Below are 17,561 nucleotides of genomic sequence, written 5' to 3'. Positions count from 1 at the left end.
GGCACGCGTGAGTGATCTGACCAGACGTACGCTGATCGGGGCTGCCGGGGCGGCCGGAGCCGGAGCCGCGCTCGGGAGCCACTCCCCCGCCGTGGCCCAGGGCGCGGGAGGACCGCGGATGGCCGACAGCGGCACCACCGCCGACGACGAGCAGGACGGATTCGACACCTCTCCGGCCCACGCCGCGCTGGAGCGGCTGCTGCCCGACCACGCCGACCAGTTCCGGCTCACCGCGCTCGAAGGGGGGCCCGAACGGTTCCGGGTCGGCGGCCGGGACGGCCGGATCTCCGTCGCCGGCACCAGCCCGGCGGTGCTGCTCACCGGTGTCCACTGGTATCTGAAGTACACCTGTCGCGCCCATGTCTCCTGGTCGGGGGACCAGCTGGAACGGCTGCCGGAGGAGCTGCCCGCCCCGCGCCGCCCCGTCGAGCGCTCCACCGCGCTGCGGCACCGGTTCGCCTTCAACGACACCCACGACGGCTACACCGCCCCGTACGCGGACTGGGACCGCTGGGAGCGGCTGATCGACGTGGCGGCGCTGCACGGCTGCAACGAGCTGCTGGTCACCACCGGCCAGGAGGCCGTCTACCACCGGCTGCTCCAGGACTTCGGCTACACCGAGGCCGAGGCGCGCGCCTGGCTTCCCGCCCCCTCCCACCAGCCCTGGTGGCTGCTGCAGAACATGAGCGCCTACGGCGGCCCGGTCAGCCCCGAGCTGCTGGCCAGGCGCACCGAGCTGGGCCGCCGCATCGCCGACCGGCTGCGCGAGCTGGGCATGGCCCCGGTGCTGCCCGGCTACTTCGGCACCGTCCCCGACGGGTTCGCCGGCCGCAATCCGGGCGCCCGCACCATTCCGCAGGGCTCCTGGGCCAATCTCAAACGTCCGGACTGGCTGGACCCGCGCACCGCCGCCTTCCAGGAGGTCGCGGCCGCCTTCTACCGCCACCAGCGGGAGCTGTTCGGCCCGGTCGAGTACTTCAAGATGGACCTGTTGCACGAGGGCGGCAGCCCGGGCGACGTGCCGGTGCCGGAAGCGGCCCGCGCCGTGGAGCGCGCGCTCCAGACCGCGCGGCCCGGCGCGACCTGGGTGATCCTGGGCTGGCAGGAGAACCCGCGGCGCGATCTGCTGGACGCGGTCGACCACAGCCGGATGCTGGTCGTGGACGGGCTCTCCGACCTGGAGACGGTCACCGACCGGGAGCGGGACTGGGGCGGAGTGCCGTACGCCTTCGGCACCATCCCCAACTTCGGCGGCCGCACCACGATCGGGGCGAAGACCCACATGTGGACCCCGCGGTTCTTCGACTGGCGCGACAAGGCGGGCAGCAAGCTGGTCGGCACCGCCTACATGGCGGAGGCGGCCGAACGCGACCCCGCGGCGTTCGAGCTCTTCAGCGAGCTCGCGTGGCACGACGCGCGGATCGACCGCGAGGAGTGGTTCGAGTCCTACGCCGACCTGCGGCTGGGCGGGCGGGACGACGACGGCCGCGAGGCGTACGCGGCGCTGCGGGAGACCGCGTACGCGATCAGCAGCCGGGACGGTCGGCCGCACGACAGCGTGTTCGCCGCGCGGCCCAGCCTCGCGGCCCGCTCCGGCACCTACTACGCCACCCACACCCCCGCCTTCGACCCGGCCGGCTTCGACGCGGCCTTCGCCTCGCTGCTGGCCGTCCGCGCCCCGCTGCGCGACAGCGACGCCTACCGCCACGACCTGACCGACCTGGGGAGGCAGGCGCTGGCCAACCGCTCCTGGCAGCTCATCGGCCAGTTGCAGGCCGCCTACCAGCGCAAGGACCGGGAGACGTTCAAGGCGCTGGCCCGGCTGTGGCTGAAGCTGATGCGACTGAGCGACGAGATGGCGGGCGCGCACCGCCGCTTCCTGCTGGGTCCCTGGCTGGAGGACGCCAAGCGGCTGGCCTCCAGCGAGGCCGAGGCGGAGCGGCTGGAGTGGACCGCGCGGACCCTCATCACCACCTGGGCGGACCGGACCACCGCCGACGGCGGACGGCTGGCCAACTACGCCAACCGCGACTGGCAGGGCCTCATCGCCGACTTCCACCTCCCCCAGTGGCAGCGCTACCTGGACGAGCTGGAGGACGCGCTCGCGCAGGGCCGCGAGCCCACCGCGATCGACTGGTTCGCCGTCGAGGAGCCGTGGACGCGCGAGCGCACCGCCTATCCGGTGCGACCGGTCAGCGACGCGTACCGCACCGCGCGCCGGGTCCACGACGTCCTGGCCAAGGCCCCCTACCAGGGCACGGTCACCGTCACCGCCGAGCCGGCGGCGCTGCCGCCCGGCGCCACCGGGACGCTGACCGCCGCCTTCCGCAACGTCAACGGGCTGCGCGCCACCGGCCGCGTCGACTTCGCGCTCACCGGCCTCGACGCCGCCCCCGACGGCGCGAGCTCGGTGCGCCGGGTCCCGGCCGGCGGCCGCGCGGAGGTGCGCTGGCGGGCGACCGCGCCGGACGCCGCGTTGGAGCGCCCGTTGAAGCCGCTCCCCTACGAACTGGCCGTGGAGTACGGGCCACGCGGCGAGGACCGGGTGCGCGCGGTGCACTCCGACACGCTGTGGGTGGGCGGTCCGCTGGCCGAGGGCTGGCGGACGGTCAGCACCAACGGGGCCGTCTTCGGGCAGCTGGCGGACCGCTTCGCCATCGACGGCTCCGGCCTCGACCTGTGGAAGACGGTCGCCGAGTTCGGCGCCGTCTACCGGGAGGGCGCGCTGGCGGTCGGTGGCCGGATCACGGTCGCGGTGGACAGCCAGGCGGCCACCGGTCCCTGGGCCCGCGCGGGCATCGTGGTCCGCGACAGCCTGGCCACCGCGGGCGCGCCCGGCTTCCTGAATCTGGCGGCCACCCCCGCGAGCGGCGTCGTGCTCTCCTACGACTCCAACGGCGACGGCACGCTGGACACGTACAAGCGGGTCACCGGCGTCAAGGCCCCGGTCCATCTGCGCCTCACCCGCGCGGCGGCGACCTCGTACACCGGCGAACTCTCCACGGACGGCGGCACCACCTGGCGGACGGTCGCCACCGTGGCCGTCCCCCGCGCGGCCGCCACCCAGGACGCGGGGCTCTTCATGAGCGCCGCCCACGGCGGCAGCGGGGTGCGCGGCACAGCGGAGTTCAGCGGCTGGCGCCTGGGCTGACCCCGGCTCCGGGGGCGGCGGTGGCGGACGCCGCCGCCCCCGATACGGGCTCGTCAGGGGCTTGTGGTGACGGTGACGGCCCGCTGATCATGGAGGGGTGAACGCTTCGACTCTGCGAGGGATGCCGCGGCTCGCGCCGGCGTACGTGGGCGGCGTGCAGCTCGGGGCGTACGCCGCCCGACGATGGCTGACACCGGCGGCCCGGGACCGGCTGCTGCGCGCGTGCTCGACCAACGTCGACAACCTGAGCCAGGGCCGCTGGAACACGCTGGCCGGCAGCGCCCTGCTGGTCGAGGAGCCGATGGAACTCCCGTACCTGCTGCTGCTCCTGGCGGTACTGGGGTACGCGGAGTACGCGCACGGGGCGTGGTGGGCGGCGGCGGTGTTCGTGCTGGGGCACGTGGGCGCCACGCTGCTCGTCTACGGCGGCCTCCGCGCGGGGCGCCCGTCGGAGGAGACGCGCTCCGCGCGGGACGTCGGCACCAGCTACGGCTTCAACGCGGTGCTGGGCGCGCTCGCCGGCGCCCTGCCGCGCGGCCGCGTCCGCACCTCGGCCACGGCCGCCCTGCTCGCCCTCGGAGCACAGCCGTTGCTGCGCGGGCCGAGGCCGACCTTCACCGACGTCGGGCACTTCGCGGCCCTGGCCATCGGCCTGGCGCTCACGGCGGGCCGCCGGCCCCGCTGAGACGGAGGGTCCCGACGGCCGCCATCCGCCGCGGGCGGTCTCTCGGGCCGGCGCGGGCTGTCGGCATCCGCCGTGGACGCGCCACAACAACCGCGACGCGACCGCCAGAGGCCCACGCCCTGTCCGATATGTCGCGAGTGACCAACTCGCCCAACCACTCGTTCTACGGATCGTGGAGCAGCAGCAGGCGACAACCACCCTTCCCGGGCCCTTCGCCCCCGTCGATGTCGAGCAGGCCGAGGCGGCCATCGTCGAGCACTACCCGCGGCTCGTCAGGATCGGCTATCTGATCCTTCCGCCCGGCATGGCGCGCACCCGCCGGGTGCTGACCGCGCACGCGGTGGCGCAGCGGTCGCTGCCGCGGTCCCGCGCCAACGGCACCGACGTCGAGCTGCCCGAGCAGCGCACCGCGGACGGACTGCCGGCCGACCCCGGCTACGCGTTCGTCCGGCTGCGAGTGGTGCGCGGCGCGCTGGCGGCCGCGCGGCTGCGCCGGCCCTGGCGGCTGCCGCGCCGGGGCCAGCTGCCCCCGCTGCTGCCGCAGGTGTGGGGGCTGCGACTGTTCCCCCGCTCCGGCGGGGCCGACGAACTCGCCCTGGACCAGGCGCTGGCCCAGCTGAGTGCCCCCGCCCGGGCCGCCTATGTGCTGCGTGGCCTGGAGCGACTCACCGAGGACGAGGTGCGCGCGGTGCTGCGCGCCGCCGGGGCGCCCGACCCGGACGCGGCGCTGGACGAGGCCGCCGCGGTGCGCACCCCGGCGGGCAGCCACGACGGCTCGCTGTTGCAGTCAGCGGAGTTCGACCCCTGCGCCCTCCAGGCGCGGCCGACCGATCTGATGCGGCGCCGCCAGCACACCCGCGCGGCGCTGGCCGCCGCCGCGGCGGTCGTGGTCTGCGGCACGCTGCTGGGGATGCCGGGCGAGGGCTGGGGCCCGGACGGCGCGGCCGCCCCGCCGTACGCCCAGAACGCGGCGGTCGAGCAGGCACTGGAGCCGGCGAAGCTGACCCGGGCCGCCCCCGACACCTGGCGCCGCGCCACCCGCGCGGACTTCGCCGCCTGGCCGGCCCGCGGCGACCGCCTCGACGACACCGCGCTGCTGCGCCGCGCGCTGGCGGTGTGGGCCCGCCCCGGCAGCTCGGTGCAGGTCGCGGCCACCCCCGGCACCCAGGCGGGGCCGCCGGCCGGCCCACCGCAGCTGCTGTACGCGGGCAAGGTCGACCAGGCGGCGGTGGTGCTGCTCTACGACGGACTGCGGATCGTGCGCTACGCCGAGGCGGCCGACGGCGCGGGCGGCAGCGCGGCACTGGACTTCGCCCGCGCGGACGCCGGGAACGCGGCCTCCTCCACCGCGGTCATCGTCGGTCGCACCGACGGCAACGTCCGCTATCTGACCGCGCCCTGGGTGCGCGACGCCGCCGTCCGGGACCTGCTCGTCCCGGACGGGCCGGCGCGGCCGCTGCGTCGCTCGGCCGACGGGGTCACCGCCCCCATCGGCAGCCCCGCCCAGTCCCGCGACTGCAAGGAGTGGAACGCGCTGCAGTTCGGCTCCCACCTGGTGACCGATCTGGGCGAGCTGATCCCGGCCCGGCTGACCTACGGGGCGCCGGGCGCCCCGCGCGACGTCGCCGGCCCCGAGGCCCGCACGGGCTGGGCACGGTCCGCGTGCAACCTGGCGGTGATGCGCTCGCGCGGGGTGCGCTCCGTGAACTCCTGGCAGTACGCCCAGCAGCCGCTGCCCGACGGCACCGGCATCGCCGACTGGGCGTGCGTCCGCGCCGAGACCTGGCGCGGCACGGGCAGCCGGGTGCTGTCCCACTTCCAGCCGCCGGGAGGCAAGCCGGGCGCGTCCGGCGCGGTCGCCGCCGCGGCCGACGACTCCCCGGCCTGCGGCCCGCGCGAGCCGCATGTGCTCTCCGGGGTGCTGTGGAAGTCCCAGGCGGGCCGGTGGTTCGTGCTCGCCGCGGGCGGCGGCGAGGTCACCTCGATCGCCGCCAGCGGCGGCGTGGAGGGGGCCGAGGCCGGCCAGCTCCTCGCCCTGCCCGCCAAGGCCGGGGATCGGGCCGAGCTCCGCGCCCGCCTCGCCGACGGCCGTCGCATCACGTCCCTGCGCTGACCCGATCCACGGCCGCCCCGCCGCCCCACCGCCCGGCCGGTGGGGTGGTGGGGCGGTCCCCCATGCGGTCCCATGCGGTGACCATGCGGTCACTGCGGCCACCGCTGGTCGCCGCGGTCGCCGCGGTCCCCCCGGTCCCTTGGCGCCGGACCCGAGGGCGGAGGCGGGTTCGGCACGGCCGATCTCCACCGTGGGGGTCCTCACCGTCGCGGCGGGATGTTCTCCCCTGACCCGCCCCTTCCCGAATCCGAGGGCTCTCGCCCCCAGCCCCGTCACGAAACCAGGGCTCCGCCCCGGCTCTCGGCGCGCTGCGGTGTCCGAACACCGCAGCGCGCGGCGGGCGGCGGCTAGCTGCCCCGGGTGAACACCGCGACCGTGCGGGCCGGTACGGAGAAGGTCCCGGCGTCGGAGTCGTAGGTCGACGTCTTGACGACCTCGTCGGCACCGCCGGCCTGCACCCGGTGCAGGGCGTAACGGGTGCCGGCGAGACCGGTGACCGTCTGGGTCCGGCGCTCGGGGGTGGCGTTGAAGACGACGACGAGGCGGCCGAGGCGCATGGTGATCACGCCCGGGGTCTCGTCCTTGCCGGAGAGGGGGAAGGACAGGGCCGACTGGACGCCGGCGGCCGTGGTCTGGCTGAAGGCCGGCTCGGTGGTGCGGATGCGCAGCAGGTCCCGGTAGCCGGCGGAGGCACCGCTGATCTCATGGCAGCCGGGCCGCAGCGCCGGGTCGGTCAGCAGCGGGGTCGCGTACTTCCACTTGGGCTTGTTGTCGGCGGCCGGCGGCAGCCCGCGGCCGAAGCCGTTGCCGTCCCGGCAGTCCCAGTGGAGGGCGTTGAACCAGTCGCCGCTGTCGTAGGAGTTGCGGTCCAGCGACTTGGAACGGAGCAGGTCGCTTCCGGCCTGGCTGAGCGTCGGGCCCTGGGAGAGGGTGGCGGTGGCCATGGCCAGGACCTGCATCCGGGCGCGGTCGCCCGGCGAGGTGCGCCGCGGGAGCTTGAACGCGAGCGCGTCGTAGAGGGACTCGTTGTCGTGGGCGTCGGCGTAGGCGAGCGCGTCGCCGGGTGCCGCCGCGTAGCCGGCCGGGGAGCCGTTGTAGTCGACCTCGGAGCCCTTGACGGTGCGGCCGCGGGAGTCGGTGAAGGAGTAGGAGGCCAGGTTGCCGCTCAGACCCACCTTGATGAGGTCCTGGTCGTGCAGCAGCCGCGCGCGCTGGTCGGCCGGGGAGCCGTTGCCGGGCGCGTCGTTGGGGTCGGTGTACAGACCGGAGGCGAAGCCCTGGAGGCGCGGGTCCTCGTCGAAGGGTCCGCCGCCGCGCACCGCGTCGCGCGCCCGGTCGGAGAAGGTGGCGATGCCGGTCCCCGCCATGTTGCGCTGGGTGGCCTGCTCGAAGCGCGCGTCGCCCGCGACCTCGCCGAAGTCCCAGCCCTCCCCATAGAGGACGATCTTCTTGCCGTCGACGCCGTCGCGCTCCGGGGTGAGCGCGTCCAGCGCCTTCCGCACGGCCAGGATGTTGGCCTTCGGGTGGTGCCCCATGAGATCGAAGCGGAAGCCGTCGACCTTGTACTGCCGGGCCCAGGTGACCACCGAGTCCACCACGAGCTTGCCCATCATCGCGTTCTCGGGTGCGGTGTTGGCGCAGCAGGTGGACGTGGCGACGGAGCCGTCGGCGAGCAGCCGCTGGTAGTAGCCGGGCACGATCCGGTCCAGTACGGACTTCTCGTCCTGGCCGCTGGCGACGGTGTGGTTGTAGACGACGTCCATGACGGTGCGCAGCCCGCTGCCGTTGAGCCCCTGGACCATGCGGCGGAACTCCACCGTCCGCGCGGTGCCGTCGGGGTCGGTGGCGTAGGAGCCCTCCGGGACGGTGTAATGCAGCGGGTCGTAGCCCCAGTTGTAGCCGTCCTTGGCGGCCGTCGCGGCCACGCACTCCTGTTGCCGCTCGGAGTCGGCCGGCGACGCGGCCAGGTCGCAGTCGGGTTCGGCCTGGTCGGCGCGGCGTTCGGGGATGGTGCCGATGTCGAAGGCCGGCAGCAGGTGGACGTAGGAGGTGCCGGAGGCGGCGAGCTTGCGCAGGTGCCGCGTCCCGTCGGAGGCGCGGTCGGTGAAGGCGAGGTAGCCCCCGGGGTGGCTGCTGGTGCGGTCCGCGATGGAGAAGTCGCGGATGTGCAGCTCCTGGATCTGGGCGTCGCGCAGCGGCACCGCCTTGGGCTTCTTCAGCCGCGACCAGCCCTTGGGGGCGAGCTTCGGGTCGTTCAGGTCGACGACCAGGCTGCGCGCGGAGTCGGCGGTCAGGGCGGTGGAGTAGGGGTCGGTGACCTTGTTGGTGACCACCCGCTGGACCGTCGGGGCGTAGACCCGGACCTGGTAACGGTAGGGCTTGCCCCTCCAGTCGCGCTGGCCGGTGACGCTCCACACCCCGCTGTCGGCCGCGCGGCGCATCGGGATCGTCCGCCCGTCGATCTCCAGGGAGACACGCTGCGCGGTGGGCGCCCACACCGAGAGGGTGGGGCGGCCGTGCCGGAAGACCGGGCCGAGCTCGGCGCGGCGGGCGGCGCCGGCGTACAGGTCGTCCAGGACGCCGGGGATCTGTACGCCGGTGGCACGCAGCGGCTCGCCGTCGGAGGCACGACGCTGGACGGCGAGCACCTGGCCGCGCAGCGCCGTGGCGGCCAGGTGGCGGTCGCGCGGATCGACGGCGAAGGCCGGATAGTCCTTCAGGTGCGGGTACTTGGCCCGCTGCGCCTCGGTCAGCCGCGTCGGCGCCAGCCGCAGGGTGCCGCCCGCGCGGGCCCCCGCGTCGGCGTCGCCGTCGGCGGTCTCGCCGAGCGCGCCGCCGTCGGGTGCGTACCGCAGCTCCTCGGTGGTGTCGCCGTCGGTCGCGGTCTTCCAGACCACGGTGGAGCGGTCGATCCACTGCGCCTCGGCCGCCGTGGGGGTGACCGGTCCGGGGGCGGGTGGTGGCGCGGCCTGCGCAGGCGTTGCGGCGGGTACGGCCACCGCGCCCAGCATCAGGGCCAGGGCGACGGTGCCCCGGCGGAGGGTGCCTCTCACGACGGACATGACGGGATGGGCTCCTTCGGGAAGGGAGGAGTGGGGCCGCCCGGCGCGGCGGGGATATGCGCCGGGCGGCCGGTACTGGGGGTGCGTCCACCAGCCGTGCGGTGGTGCGGGCACCGGCCGTGCGGTGGTGCGTGGTGCGGGCGCGGGTCGTGCGGTCATGCGGTCCTGCGGTCACCGGTCCCTCGGTGGTTCGGCCACGCGGTGGTGCGATGGTGCGTGGTGCCCGCACCGCGCACCGGTACGGCGGTACCGGCACCGGCCGTTCGGTGGCGCGTGGTGCGGGCACCGGTCCCGCGGTCCTGCGGGTCCCGGTCCTGCGATCCTGCTGTCCTGCTGTCCTGCGGTAGTGCGAGCACCGGGCCTGCGGTGGCGCGGCGCCGGCCCCGCGGTCCTGCCGTCGTGCGTGGCGCAGGCACCGGCCACGCGGTCTTGCGGGTCTCGGTCGTGCGGTCGTGCGGTCGTGCGGGCACCGATCCCGCGGTCCCGCCGTCGTGCGTGGTGCGGGCACCGGCCACGCGGTGGGGCGTGGCGCAGGCGCAGGCGCCGGCCCCGCGGTCCCGCAGTCCTACAGGCACCGGCCACGCGGTGGGGCGTGGTGCGGGCACCGGTCTCTTCGGGCCGACCGGCCGGGGTGGCCAGCTTCCCGTGCCGGTTACGGCGTCCCGTGCCGGTACGGCGGCTGGGCCGTACCGGCGCGGGGGCACGGAGGCCGGTCGGATCAGCCGCAGCCGCGCGCGCCGACGTGCAGCGCCACCGCCGTGTTGGCACCCAGGGTCGCGGTGAAGCGGCCGGAGCCGTCCACGGTCACCGGCCGGTTGGACTGCACGTCGCAGTAGCCGCCGGCCGGCAGCGAGGTCTGGAAGGTGCGGGTCAGCGCGGAGGTCTCGTGGTTGATGGCCACGTACGCCTTGTCACCGCGCCCGAAGGCGATGGCGTCGGCGCCGTTGTCCCACCAGTCGGTGACCCCCTGACCGCGGGCCACGTTCCGGAAGGCGACCATCGAGGAGATCTCGCGCCAGGCGTGCTGGCACTTCCAGCCGTCCTGCCAGCAGGCGTTCACCGTGCCGCCGTTCGGCGGACCGGCGTCCTTGTCGGACCACTCGTAGCCCGAGTGGACGTCCGGGGCGCCGTAGGGCCAGGCGAGCATGAAGACGTTGGCGAGGGTGTAGTTCGCACCGTCCTTGTAGTTGAGGGTGTCGCCGCCGCGCTCGGTGTCGTGGTTGTCGACGAAGACTCCGGCCTTGGCGGAGGGCATGTAGGACCAGCCCTCGCCGTAGTTCTTCAGGTAGGCGAGGTTCTCGTTGTTGAAGACCCGCTTGAGGTCGCGGGCGTAGCGGAACTCCTGGACGTCGCCGTTGCCGAGGTACTCGTCCGGCTGCACCGCCTCGTCCTGTCCGTGGATCGCCTCCTGCTTCCAGTAGACGTTCGGATTGCTGAGCTTGGCCTTGATGGCGGCGAGGTCGGCGGCGGGCATGTGCTTGGCGGCGTCGATGCGGAAGCCGTCCACGCCGAGCGAGAGCAGGTCGTTCATATAGCCGGCGATCTTCGTGCGGACGTACTCCTCACCGGTGTCCAGGTCGGCGAGGCCGACGAGCTCGCAGTGCTGGACGTTGTAACGGTCGCGGTAGTTGTCGCCGATCTGCGAGGTGCAGTCGTCCATGTCCCAGCGCGCGTAGGTGCCGGGGTAGTCGTACTTCGTATACGGCGAGCCGCCGGTGCCGGTGCCGGATCCGGCCGCCATGTGGTTGATGACGGTGTCGGCGACGACCTTCACACCCGCCTTGTGGCAGGTGTCCACCATGTTCTTGAAGGCGGTGCGGTCGCCCAGTCGGCCGGCGATCTTGTAGCTGACGGGCTGGTAGGAGGTCCACCACTGGGGACCCTGGATGTGCTCCTGCGGCGGCGAGACCTGGACGTAGCCGTAGCCCGCCGGGCCGAGGCTGTCGGTGCACGCCTTGGCTACGGAGGCGAAACGCCATTCGAAGAGGACGGCGGTGACGTCCTTGGTGCCGGGCGGGGCCGCTTGCGCCTGGTGGGGCAGGGCAAGCACCGCCGTCGCACCCGCCGTGAGGGCGAGGGCGGCGGCAGCGGTTCTGCTGGCCATCGGTACTCCTGCATGGGGGAAGCTGTCGCTGATGAGATGAGCCTCATGCGGCAACGCGCCATGCCCGTAAGGCCACTGAAAGGTTTCCGAGGTCCTTCAGGTTCTTGCTGAAAGACGCCAGTCGCTTGCTGGCTACCGGACGGTACCTTTGACGTTCTCTTGGTGCAAGACCTTTCGCAAGGCATTGCGGCGGTGTTACGTTCTGCCGCAGACTCCGGTCCGGCCGGCCGGGGGTCCGGGTTCGGACCCCACGCGCCCGGCCGGCCGGACCGGTCCCTACGGCCCCGTACGAGCCGCCCCGTGCGCGGGCGCCCGCACGGGCCCGCGGCCCGGGTCAGTTGCTCTGTCGCGGCTGCGCGGTCGAGCCCCGGACGACCAGGTCCGGTTGGAAGACGAACTCCGTCGGCGGCACCGGGTTGCCCTCGATCTCCTCCAACAGGGCGCCGACCGCCGCCGTGGCCATGGCCTGCACCGGCTGCCGGACCGTGGTCAGCGGCGGGTCGGTGAACGCGATCAGCGGGGAGTCGTCGAAGCCCACGACCGAGACGTCCCAGGGGACCTGGAGCCCCCGGCGGCGCGCCTCGCGGATCGCGCCCAGCGCCATCAGGTCGCTGCCGCAGACGATGCCGGTGCACCCGCGGTCGAGCAGCGCGCCCGCGGCCACCTGTCCGCCCTCGACGGTGAAAAGCGTGTGCTGCACCAGCCCGCCGGCCTCCTCGGCGGAGCGGCCCAGCTCGGCGCCGAGCGCGGCGACGAAGCCCTCCGCCTTGCGCCGGGCCGGGACGTAGCGCGCCGGGCCGACCGCGAGCCCGATCCGCTCATGGCCGAGCGCGACCAGATGGCGCACCGCCATCCGTGCCGCGGCCCGGTCGTCGGGGGAGACGAAGGGCGCCCGGACGTGCTCGTTGTAGCCGTTGATGAGCACGAACGGGACGCCGCGGGCGGCCAGTTCGGCGTAGCGGGTGGGGTCGGCGGTGGTGTCGGCGTGCTGCCCCGACAGGAAGACGATGCCGGTGACGCCGCGCTGCTCCAGCTGCTCCACCAGCTCGTCCTCGGTGGCCCCGCCCGGCATCTCGGTGCACAGCACCGGGGTGTAGCCGTGCCCCGCCAGCGTCTGCTCGATGACCTGCGCGAACGCCGGGAAGATGGGGTTGGTGAGCTCCGGGATCACCAACCCCACCAGTCCGGCGCTGCGCCGCCGCAGCCGCACCGGGCGCTCGTAGCCCAGCACGTCGAGGGCGGCCAGCACCCGCTGCCGGGTGCTGCCCGCCACGCCCGCCTTGCCGTTGAGCACCCGGCTGACGGTGGCCTCGCTGACCGAGGCCTGCGCCGCGATGTCCGCGAGTCGCGGAGTGGTCACGCCGCCCACCAGACCGCGGTGTCCGCGGGCAGCTCGTAGGACGCCCCGGCGGCCTCCGGGGCCGGGCCGCTGGCCAGCAGCACCCGGCCGGGCGCCGGGATCCGCACCGGCCCGCCGGTGGTGTTGACGGTGCAGACGAAGTCCTCGCGGCGGAAGGCCAGCACGCCCTCGGGGGCGTCCAGCCACTCCACCGACTCCCCCGCGCCCAGGGCCGGGTGCTCGCGCCGCAGCGCGATGGCGGAGCGGTAGAGCTCCAGGGTGGAGCTCGGGTCGCCGGTCTGGGCCTCGACGCTGAGCGCGGCCCAGCCGTCGGGCTGCGGCAGCCAGCTCGGGCCGCCGGCGACCGGGCCGAAGCCGTACGGGGCCTCGCCGCCCGACCACGGGATCGGCACCCGGCAGCCGTCGCGCAGCCCCTCCTGCCCGGACTCCCGGAAGAAGGACGGGTCCTGGCGGACCTCGTCGGGGAGGTCGACGACCTCGGGAAGGCCCAGCTCCTCGCCCTGGTAGATGTAGGTGGAGCCGGGCAGCGCCAGCATCAGCAGCGCCGCCGCCCGGGCCCGCCGCAGCCCCTGCTCCGGGCTCTCCTCCGCGTAGCGCGTGGTGTGCCGCACCACATCGTGGTTGGACAGCACCCACGTCGTCGGCGCCTCGACCGGAAGCATCGCCTCCAGGGACTCGTCGATGACCTCGCGCATCTTCTTCGCCTCCCAGGGGGTGCCCAGGAAGTGGAAGTTGAACGCCTGGTGCAGCTCGTCCGAGCGCAGGTAGAGCGCGGTGCGGTCGGCGCTGGGGGTCCACGCCTCGGCGACGCCGATCCGGTCCCCGGCGTACTCGTCGAGGACGGTGCGCCAGGAACGGTAGATCTCGTGCACCCCGTCCTGGTCGAAGAACGGCATGGGCTGGTTGCCCAGCAGCTTCAGCTGCTCGTTGTGCCCGAGGTCCGGCAGCCCTGCGGCCTTGACCAGGCCGTGCGCGACGTCGATCCGGAACCCGTCCACGCCCAGGTCCAGCCAGAACCGCAGGATCGAGCGGAACTCGTCGTGTACGGCGGGGTGGTCCCAGTTGAAGTCCGGCTGCTCCGGGGCGAACAGGTGCAGGTACCAGTCGCCGGGGGTGCCGTCCGGGTTGACGGTGCGGGTCCAGGCCGGGCCGCCGAAGAGCGACTCCCAGTCGTTCGGCGGCAGCTCCCCGTCCGCGCCCTTGCCGGGGCGGAAGTGGAAGCGCTCACGCAGCGCGGAGCCGGGGCCCTCGCGCAGCGCCTGGACGAACCACGCGTGCTGGTCGGAGCAGTGGTTGGGCACCAGGTCCACGATGATCCGCATGCCCAGCCGGTGCGCCTCGCGGATCACGGCGTCGGCGTCGAGCAGGGTGCCGAACATCGGGTCGATGGCCCGGTAGTCGGCGACGTCATAGCCGGCGTCGGCCTGCGGGGACGCGTAGAAGGGGCTGAGCCAGACGGCGTCGACGCCGAGGTCCTTCAGGTACGGCAGCCGGCTGCGCACGCCTTCGAGGTCGCCCATGCCGTCGCCGTTGCCGTCGGCGAAGCTGCGCGGATAGACCTGGTAGATCACCGCGTCGCGCCACCAGCCCGGTCTGCCGGCCGTGGTGACGGTGGCCGTGCCGGTGGTGGGGTCAGCGAGGTGCTGCGTCATGGCTTCCTTGGTGTCGTGTGAAAGGTTGCGGTCGGCCCCGGGGCACCCGGCCTTCGACCGGATGTCCTCCGGACGGGCTGGGGTGCCGGATACGACGGCGGCGCGCTGGATGTGACACCCGGCGCGTCGGCGTCGAGCCGGGTGTCAGGACTTGGTCGCGCCCGCCGTCAGGCCGGCCACCAGGTGGCGCTGCGCCCAGGAGAAGACCAGTGCCGCGGGGATGGCGATCATGACGGCGGCGGCCGTCATCGCGCCCCAGTCGGAGCTGTACTGGTTGACGAAGGTCTGCAGTCCGGCGGCGAGGGTGAGGTTCTCCTCGCCGGTCATGAACGCGGAGGCGTAGGCGACCTCGGCCCAGGCGGTGATGAAGGTGTAGAAGGCGGTCACCGCCAGGCCCGGCCGGGCCAGCGGGACGATCAGCCGCCAGAAGGTGCCGAAGGGGTTGAGGCCGTCCACCCGGCCGGACTCGTCGATCTCCACCGGGATGGTGTCGAAGAAGCCCTTCATCATCCAGGCGCAGAACGGCACGGCGACCGTGAGGTAGGTGACGATCAGCGAGATCGGCTGGTTGAGCCAGCCGAGCGTCGACATGATGTTGTACAGCGGCACGATGAGGATGGCCACCGGGAACATCTGGGTGAGCAGCAGCAGCCACATCAGCGGGCGCATGCCGGGGAAGCGGAAGCGGCTGACGGCGTAGCCGGTGGTGGCGGCGACGAAGACGCCGAGGACCGTGGTGATGGCCACGACGAAGAGCGAGTTGCCGAACCAGGTCAGGAACTCGGTGTCGTTCAGGACGTGGTCGTAGTTCTCCAGGGTCGGGTTCTTGACCATGTCGGTGCTGAACGACTCGCTCTTGGGCTTGAGCGAGGTGACCAGCAGCCACAGCGGCGGGAAGACCGCGACGGCGGAGGCGATCAGCAGCGTGAGGTGCAGCCCGACGGAGGCGAGCGGGGAGCGCTGGTGGCGCTGGCGGGGGCGGGTCGTGCGTGCGGCCATGGCTACCACACCTCTCCCTGCTTGCGGAGCGAACGGCGGTAGACCACCGCGAAGAGCAGAAGGATGAGCAGGATGAGGACGCCCCAGGCGGAGGCGCCGGCGAAGTCGCGGGGGCTGTTGACGAAGGACAGCCGGTACGCGTACGTCACCAGGATCTCCGTGCTGTCCCCGGGCCCGCCGCGGGTGAGCAGGAAGATCACCGGGAACATGTTGAAGGTCCAGATGGTGGAGAGCAGGATGACGGTGCTGCTCACCGAGCGCAGTCCGGGCATGGTGATGTGCCGGAACCGCTGCCAGGGGCTCGCGCCGTCCATCTCGGCGGCCTCGTAGAGCTCACCGGGGATGGACTGGAGCCCGCCCAGCAGGGCGACCAGCATGAACGGCACGCCGAGCCAGACGTTGACGGCGATCACCGAGACCTTGGCCATGGTCGGGTCGTTCAGCCACGGCACGGCGTCGATGCCGCCGCCCTCGAGGATCTTGTTGAGGATGCCGTTCTTCTCGTTGTAGAGGAGTCGCCAGGCGAAGACCGAGACGAAGGCGGGGACCGCCCAGGGCAGGATCAGCAGCGAGCGGTAGAGGGTGCGGCCGGCGAACTTGCGGTTGAGCATGACCGCGAGTCCGAGGCCGAGGCCGAAGGAGAGCGCCACACAGCTGACGGTCCAGGTCACCGTCCAGCCGAGGCGGTCCCAGAAGAGGCCGTCCTTCAGGATGGCGGTGAAGTTGTCCAGGCCGACGAAGTCGTAGGTGGCCGGGATGTGGTTGACGCCGATGGTGCGCTCGACGTTGGCCTCGTTGGCGTCGGTCAGCGACAGGTAGACGCCGCGGACCAGCGGATAACCGATGATCACGCCGATCACGATCACCACGGGGGCGACCATGGCCCAGGCGTACCAGTGGGTGGTCAGGGCGCGGCGGATCCGGCCGGGAGCGCCGGCGGACCGGGAGGAGTGCTTGTCAGTCCCGCGGCCCCGGCCGGGGGCGTCCGTCTCGACGCCCCCGGCCGGTCCCGCCGACTGCCTGGTCTCGACAGTCATCGGTGGTGTCCCGCCCCTACTTCCAGTCGTCCTTGAGGAGCTTGCGGTAGGCGTCGCCGACCGACTCGGCCGCGTCCTCGGGGGAGGTCTTGCCGGTCACCACGCCCGGGAACTCGACGAGGATCGCCTGGAAGAGGCTGTTGCCCTGGGGGATCCAGGGACGCTCGACGGCCTTGTCGACGGCGGCCTTGAAGAACTTGACGTTCGGGTTCTCGGCGACCGACTTCTGATCGTAGACGGAGGTCCGGGTGGGCAGCAGGCTGAGCGCCTCGGTGGTCTTGGCCTGCACCTCGGCGGAGCTCATGTACTTCGCGAAGAGGTAGGAGGCGTCCAGGTTCTTGGAGCCGGCGTAGACGGTGAGGTTCTGGCCGCCCTGCGGGGCGCCCTGGCCGGCGCTGCCCGCCGGGACGGGGACGACGCCGAGGTTGTCGCGGTCCTTGAACGCCTTGCCGGACAGGGTGTCCTCGATCGCCCACGGTCCGTTGACCGTCATCGCGACGTCGCCGTTCTTGATGGCGTTCTGCATGTTGTTCCAGCCGTCGGTGGCGTCGGTGACCGCCGCGCCCGACTTGACCAGGTCGCGGGCGGCGGCGAACGCCTTGACGCCCGGCTCCTCGTCGACCGTGACCTTCTTGTTCTTCGTGTCGAGCAGGTCGCCGCCCTCGCCGTAGATGAAGGGCAGGTACCAGTAGGCGTCGTCGCCGCGCAGGTAGAGGCCGGTCTTGCCGGTCTTCTCCTTGATCTTCTTGGCGGCGTCCTTCAGCTCGTCGAGCGAGGTCGGCGGCTCGACCCCGGCGTCCTTCAGCAGCTTCTTGTTGTAGAAGAGGCCGAGGGTGTCGATGACCTGCGGCACGGCGTAGGTCTTGCCGTTGAACTTGGTGGAGGCGGCGGCCTTGGGGAGGTAGTCCTTCTCGTTGTCGAGGGCCGGGGTGCCGTCCAGCGGGGCCAGGTAGCCGATGTTGGCGAGGTCCTGGGTCCAGGCGACCTCGGCGCGCAGCACGTCCGGGGCGCCGGAGCCACCGGAGCCGGCGGCGTTCTTGAACTTGTTCAGCGCCTCACCGAACGGCACGTTGACGTACTTGACCTTCACCTTCGGGTACTTCTCGGTGAACGCCTCGGCGAGCTTCTTGTACGTGGCCTTCTCAGCGTCGTTCGAGGTGTCCCAGTACGTCACCGTGCCGGAGATGTCGCCGGGGGCCTTCTTGCCGCTGTCGTCACTGTCGCTTCCGCCGCAGGCGGTCGCGGCGAGGGCCATCGCCGCGACGAGCGCAGTGGCCGCTATGCCACGTCGCATGTGAACTCCTTCAAAGCCGGCCGCGCCATCGCGGCGCCGGGTTGTCGAGGAACGTAACAGGGATGCAAAAGACTCGAAAGAGCTTGCGGCAAATTTCTGCAAGG

The 17,561-nt window shown here is 73.1% G+C and carries 9 protein-coding genes and 1 pseudogene; 3 read left to right on the top strand and 7 right to left on the bottom strand.

Translation table 11 applies throughout. The features are described from left to right. Positions 1-7 precede the first annotated feature (7 nt). From LRS74_RS24710 to LRS74_RS24700, 3 genes are all read left to right on the top strand, one after another. Positions 8-3,151: an alpha-N-acetylglucosaminidase gene (locus LRS74_RS24710; protein ID WP_277743068.1), complete on the top strand. Its 3,144-nt coding sequence runs from the start codon at positions 8-10 to the stop codon at positions 3,149-3,151. 97 nt (positions 3,152-3,248) lie between these two features. After that, entirely contained in the window at positions 3,249-3,836 is a 588-nt protein-coding gene (locus LRS74_RS24705; protein ID WP_277743067.1) for a rhomboid-like protein, read from the top strand. Between the two features lie 172 nt (positions 3,837-4,008). After that, entirely contained in the window at positions 4,009-5,949 is a 1,941-nt protein-coding gene (locus LRS74_RS24700) for a hypothetical protein (RefSeq protein ID WP_277743066.1), read from the top strand. A gap of 347 nt (positions 5,950-6,296) precedes the next feature. Here the strand turns inward: LRS74_RS24700 and pulA are convergent, their stop codons facing one another. From pulA to LRS74_RS24665, 7 genes and pseudogenes are all read right to left on the bottom strand, one after another. Beyond that, the gene (pulA, locus tag LRS74_RS24695) at positions 6,297-8,960 is read right to left on the bottom strand and encodes a pullulanase-type alpha-1,6-glucosidase (protein ID WP_347178201.1); all 2,664 of its coding nucleotides are present in this window, start codon (positions 8,958-8,960) and stop codon (positions 6,297-6,299) included. 772 nt (positions 8,961-9,732) lie between these two features. Then, positions 9,733-11,115: pseudogene (locus LRS74_RS24690) on the bottom strand (alpha-amylase family protein); the annotation flags it as partial. A 334-nt stretch (positions 11,116-11,449) separates the two neighbouring features. Continuing rightward, positions 11,450-12,475 (bottom strand): LacI family DNA-binding transcriptional regulator, encoded by a 1,026-nt coding sequence (locus LRS74_RS24685; protein ID WP_277743064.1) that lies wholly within the window; start codon positions 12,473-12,475, stop codon positions 11,450-11,452. After that, entirely contained in the window at positions 12,472-14,127 is a 1,656-nt protein-coding gene (locus LRS74_RS24680) for a glycoside hydrolase family 13 protein (protein ID WP_277743063.1), read from the bottom strand. The genes LRS74_RS24685 and LRS74_RS24680 overlap by 4 nt, the downstream gene beginning before the upstream one ends. A 144-nt stretch (positions 14,128-14,271) precedes the next feature. Continuing rightward, positions 14,272-15,126, bottom strand: a complete 855-nt coding sequence (locus tag LRS74_RS24675) for a carbohydrate ABC transporter permease (protein WP_277743062.1) — start codon at positions 15,124-15,126, stop codon at positions 14,272-14,274. A gap of 2 nt (positions 15,127-15,128) precedes the next feature. Then, positions 15,129-16,163, bottom strand: a complete 1,035-nt coding sequence (locus tag LRS74_RS24670; RefSeq protein WP_277743061.1) for a sugar ABC transporter permease — start codon at positions 16,161-16,163, stop codon at positions 15,129-15,131. A 16-nt stretch (positions 16,164-16,179) separates the two neighbouring features. Next, a complete protein-coding gene (locus LRS74_RS24665) occupies positions 16,180-17,457 on the bottom strand; it encodes an extracellular solute-binding protein (protein WP_277743060.1) in 1,278 nt (425 codons plus the stop codon). Positions 17,458-17,561 lie beyond the last annotated feature (104 nt).

Origin of the sequence: Streptomyces sp. LX-29, from assembly GCF_029541745.1 — a bacterium.
Taxonomy (GTDB): domain Bacteria; phylum Actinomycetota; class Actinomycetes; order Streptomycetales; family Streptomycetaceae; genus Streptomyces.
The sequence above is the reverse complement of the archived record's forward strand: the minus strand, read 5'-3'. Positions and strand labels throughout refer to the sequence as shown.

Bases quoted from the DNA above. Each gene is read 5' to 3' on its own strand.
- LRS74_RS24680 (WP_277743063.1), bottom strand. From the start codon at position 14,127: ATGACGCAGCACCTCGCTGACCCCACCACCGGCACGGCCACCGTCACC.
- LRS74_RS24670 (WP_277743061.1), bottom strand. From the start codon at position 16,163: ATGACTGTCGAGACCAGGCAGTCGGCGGGACCGGCCGGGGGCGTCGAG.
- LRS74_RS24675 (WP_277743062.1), bottom strand. From the start codon at position 15,126: ATGGCCGCACGCACGACCCGCCCCCGCCAGCGCCACCAGCGCTCCCCG.
- pulA (WP_347178201.1), bottom strand. From the start codon at position 8,960: ATGCTGGGCGCGGTGGCCGTACCCGCCGCAACGCCTGCGCAGGCCGCG.
- LRS74_RS24665 (WP_277743060.1), bottom strand. From the start codon at position 17,457: ATGCGACGTGGCATAGCGGCCACTGCGCTCGTCGCGGCGATGGCCCTC.